Consider the following 4,881-nt stretch of genomic DNA (forward strand, 5'->3'; position numbering starts at 1 on the left):
AGGAGCGCAAGCAGAAGGAATGGGAGGCTCGTCAGGCTGAGCGTGCGCGGAAGCAGAAGGAGTGGCAGGAGCGTCAGGCTGAAAAGGAGCGCAAGCAGAAGGAATGGGAGGCTCGTCAGGCTGAGCGTGCGCGGAAGCAAGCGGAATACCAAGCGCGTCAAGCCGAACGAGAACGTGAGAACGCACGGAGGCAGGCCGAATACCAGGCACGACAGGCTGAACGCGTCCGCAAGCAAGCGGAATATCAGGCCCGCAAAGCAGCGTCCAGTAGTCGCAGCGGCCGACAGGCCCGGAGTATTTTTGATCCGTTCGGGCCCAGGAGCGGAAAGCAGACTAAGAGCTGGTTCTGAGGGCTCAGGTGTTCGCCAGCGTCGTCGCACTAAGTTGGTATCTCCCCGCCAAGCTATGAAGGACGAGGCTGCCTGCGGGCGCATGACCCGGGTGTGAAGACCTGTGCCGCCGCGGCGCAACCATCAGATGCTGGGCCTGAATTATGAGGTTAGGCGCGGTCAGAGCCTGGCCGAGATCGGCCTGATCGAACTGCTGGTCCGCGAGGACTAGGCAGCCCAGACACCAGAAGGCCCCGGCCGGAGACCGCTCCCGCCGGCGCTTTTTGCATGGATTCAGGGGCGGTCCTTGACGATTTGTGCTTGGCAGGAGCAAGGTGAATGTCTGCGCTGCTGGGAGCGACCGTCCGCTGGTGAGTCAAGAAGTGGCTCCAGTTTCCTCACTACGCCGCCCTCGCAAATTCTCGAACGGAAGATTCCATGCAAGGTATCCAGCCGCGCCCGCTCAGATCCCCAATTCGCCGAACACTTGAAGCTGTCCGCCGGCGGCTTCTGCTTTTTGTCCCCGCACTGCTGATTATGCCGTTTCTGGCTGGCCTGACGGCCGTGCCCGCCAACGCCGTGTTCAACGGGGTCAACCCGGATCCTTCGCAGTTCGGATTCGTCGTCAAGCTCCTGACTACTTACCCCAACAATCAGCACGAGGCCTGCACAGGTTCGCTCATCTCCAGTGACATCGTCGTCACGGATGCCCATTGCGTAAAAAGCTCCAAAAACGGTGACGCGGTTTCCGTTGCGGCCACCTTCCATGCGGGTCAGCCCGGCGCCTACACGGTTACAGCCCAAGCCTTCCCGAGCCCCAACTACTCTATGAAGTTGCCGTACCCTGACGACATCGCACTTCTGGTCCTGAGCTCTCCGGTCAACGAACCCACCATTCCCTTGGCCGCGACTGAACCGCCTGTCGGTGACCAGGTTGTCCAAGCCGGTTACGGGTGCCCAGATGACCCCCTGGCGAAAAAACAGCCGGACTGTTACGTGAACCTAGCCCCGAGCTGGCAACTCAAGGGCATGACGTCCACCGTTGGCTCCGATAGCCTTTGCGTTCCACACATCGATCAGGCCTCCCAGTTCTGCACCTTCTCGCAGAAGTCGTCGACTACCGTCGGTGACAGCGGAGGCCCGGTGATTTGGCTTGATAACGGGGTGCGCAAGCTCGTCGGGCTCAACGAAGGGCACCTTCCGATCAAGCCGCCCTATGCGAAGTACAGGATGACGTCCACTTCGATCGCCTACGAGCTGAATTGGATCCAGACCAGCATCGCCAACATCCATCCGAAACCGGCGGCCCCCGCGCATCTGTACTGGACCATCTATTCGGCTGGAACGATCACCAGGTCCAATCTGGACGGTACTGCTGTAACCCCGCTGGTCACAAACCAGATCACCCCATACGGGATAGCCGTCGACAGCAGCCACGTTTACTGGACCTCCCATGACTTTGGAACGGTCAGCAGGGCCAACCTAGACGGCACCGGCGTAACCACCCTAATCACGGGCCAGAACAACGTTTTCGGGATGGCCGTAGACGGCAATCACCTCTATTGGACCTCGTTTTACGACGGAACGATCAGCGAAGCAAACCTGGACGGCACCGGCGTAACCACACTGGTCACAGGTCAAAACCGCCCATACGGTGTAGCGGTAGACAGCAGCCACGTCTACTGGACCGATAACTACGGAACGATCAGCAAGGCCAACCTGGACGGCACCGGAGTAACCACACTGGTCACGGGCCTGAGCAACCCCAACGGGATGGCGGTGGATAGTGGTCACATCTACTGGACTGACTCCGGCTTCGGCACGATCAACAGGGCAAACCTGGACGGCACCGGCGTAACCACCCTGGAAGCAGGACAGCACAGCCCCTACGGGATGGCGGTCGACAGCAGTCACATCTACTTCACTAACGTCGGCGATGGCACGATTGGCGAGGCTAACCTGGACGGAACCGGCGTCACCACTCTTGTCTACAATCAGGACCCGGCCGTCCTGGCGATCGGCCCGTAACTAGCGGTCGCTGAACTGCATTGAACTCGAAGCGGTTTTTGGCCGCCTCATCGCAACAGTAAGCCACAAAAGGCAGCTGTTCTGACGCAAAAGGCCCCGGCCGGAGACCGCTCCCGCCGGGGCTTTTTGCATGGATTCAGGGGCGGTCCTTGACGATTTGTGCTTGGCAGGAGCAAGGTGAATGTCTGCGCTGCTGGGAGCGACCGTCCGCTGGTGAGTCAAGAAGTGGCTCCAGTTTCCTCACTACGCCGCCCTCGCAAATTCTCGAACGGAAGATTCCATGCAAGGTATCCAGCCGCGCCCGCACAGATCCCCAATTCGCCGAACACTTGAAGCTGTCCGCCGGCGGCTTCTGCTTTTTGTCCCCGCACTGCTGATTATGCCGTTTCTCGCTGGCCTGACGGCCGTGCCCGCCAACGCCGTGTTCAACGGGGTCAACCCGGATCCTTCGCAGTTCGGATTCGTCGTCAAGCTCCTGACTACTTACCCCAACAATCAGCACGAGGCCTGCACAGGTTCGCTCATCTCCAGTGACATCGTCGTCACGGATGCCCATTGCGTCGACAGCCACGATAATGGCATCGCGGCTTCCGTGGCTGTCACCTTTCACGCGGGTCAGCCCGGCGCCTACACAGTCACGGCCCAGTCCTACCCGAACCTCAATTACGCCATAAACTCGCCTACCCGCGCTGACGACATCGCCTTCCTGGTTCTAAATAATTCTGTCAACGAGCCCACGATTCCTCTGGCGTCTACTGAGCCGCCAGTCGGTGCCCAGGTCGTCCAGGCCGGTTACGGGTGCCCAGATGACCCTCTGGCGAAAAAACAGCCGGACTGCTATGTGAACCTAGCCCCGAGCTGGCAACTAAAGGATATGGCGTCCACCGTTGGCACCGACGGTCTGTGCGCCCAATACCTCGACAAGGCCTCCCAGATCTGCACCTTCTCGCAGAGGTCGTCGACTAACTCCGGTGACAGCGGAGGCCCGGTGATTTGGCTTGATAACGGGGTTTGGAAGCTCGTCGGGCTAAACGAAGGACACATTACGAGCAAGGTGCCAAGTGTGCCCCAAGCGAAGTACAGGATGGAATCGACTTCGATAGCCTATGAGCTGAATTGGCTGCAAGCCCGCATCGCCAACATCCCCCCGAAACCGGTGGCTACCGCGCATCTGTACTGGACCACCTTTGGCACCGGAACGATCACCAAAGCCAATCTGGACGGCATGGGCGTCTCCACACTGGCCACGGGCCAGAACGGCCCGTACGGGGTGGCGGTAGACAACACCCATATCTACTGGGCCACCTATAGCGACGGCACCATCCGAAGGGCAAACCTGGACGGCACCGGCGCAACCACACTCGCCACCGGCCAGAACAGCCCATACGGGGTAGCGGTAAACGGACGATACATCTACTGGAACAACCTCGGCGACGGCACGATCAACAGAGCAAACCTTGACGGCACCGGACTAACAACCGTGGTGGTCACTGACCAGAGCATCGGGTACGGAGTGGCGGCAGACAGCAGCCATATCTACTGGACCACCAGTGGCGTCGGCGGCACGATCAACAGGGCAAACCTTGACGGCACCGGGGTGACGACACTCGTGACGAGCCAGAACGGCCCCTATGGCCTGGCGGTTGACAGTAGTCACATCTACTGGACTGTCCTTGGCGACGGCACGATCGGCGAGGCCAACCTGGACGGCACCGGCGTAACCTTTCCGGCCGGAGGCCAGAACAGGCCCTATGTTGTGGCAGTAGACGGGAGCCACCTTTACTGGACTAGCCTCGACGACGGCACGATCAACAGGGCAAACTTGGACGGCAGCGGCGCAACCCCCTTGGTCTACACCCAGAGCCCGGGTTTCTTGGCGGTCGGCCAGTAACCAGGTGGCTGGACTGCACGGTGCTCGAAGGGGTTTTGGGCACGCCTCATCGCAACCTGACCTGTAAATGGCTGTTCTGAGACGCTGGGAGTCCCGGCCGGAGACCGCTCCAGCCGGGACTTCCTGCTGAACGGGCTTAGTCGCGGCCAGCCATCAGGCCGCGGCGGACGAGGCGTTTGCGGACGGTTTCCCAGTCCTGGCCGACGGCGGCCGCCAGCTCATCCCGGCTAGCTCCTCGCAGGTACCAGTGACCAGCAAGACCCCGTCCTCGTCGTTGCCGCGTCTGAGCTCGGCGTCAGCTGCCGGGATCTCCACCTCGGGCACGGCGGGCCGCTTGGTCCGGTGGAGAACCTCACGGGGGTCTTCCTTCGCGGCGGGAGGCGGCGCGCGTGTGCAGTCCCATGGCGGGACCGATCCTGTAGTGGTCCCAGTCGGCTTCCCGGGCGGCCTGGAGACCGGCGAAGAAATCGGCGACGTCGGGCCGCAGCTTGGTGTACGTCCGTTCCCCGCTGTCCGGCCGTTGCCTCCAATCCAGCTTCTAGGCCCTAGGTGTACTGAGTCAGGACGTTGGTTGCGTTGTGAATAGGTGAAGACCTCTTAGGTTGGTGGTTACCACACACAGCCAACGACTAA

The 4,881-nt window shown here is 61.0% G+C and carries 2 protein-coding genes and 1 pseudogene; all 3 read left to right on the forward strand.

The features are described 5' to 3' along the window. A pseudogene (locus QRM95_RS20865) lies at positions 1-350 on the forward strand (hypothetical protein); the annotation flags it as partial. Between the two features lie 417 nt (positions 351-767). Then, the gene (locus QRM95_RS20870) at positions 768-2,357 is read left to right on the forward strand and encodes a trypsin-like serine protease (protein WP_285249331.1); all 1,590 of its coding nucleotides are present in this window, start codon (positions 768-770) and stop codon (positions 2,355-2,357) included. 280 nt (positions 2,358-2,637) lie between these two features. Beyond that, complete coding sequence (locus QRM95_RS20875; RefSeq protein WP_285249332.1) at positions 2,638-4,248, forward strand: trypsin-like serine protease; 1,611 nt, start codon at positions 2,638-2,640, stop codon at positions 4,246-4,248. Positions 4,249-4,881: the final 633 nt, after the last annotated feature.

The sequence above is a fragment of the Pseudarthrobacter sp. efr-133-R2A-89 genome (genome assembly GCF_030209315.1).
Taxonomy (GTDB): domain Bacteria; phylum Actinomycetota; class Actinomycetes; order Actinomycetales; family Micrococcaceae; genus Arthrobacter.

Bases quoted from the DNA above. Each gene is read 5' to 3' on its own strand.
- QRM95_RS20870 (WP_285249331.1), top strand. From the start codon at position 768: ATGCAAGGTATCCAGCCGCGCCCGCTCAGATCCCCAATTCGCCGAACA.
- QRM95_RS20875 (WP_285249332.1), top strand. From the start codon at position 2,638: ATGCAAGGTATCCAGCCGCGCCCGCACAGATCCCCAATTCGCCGAACA.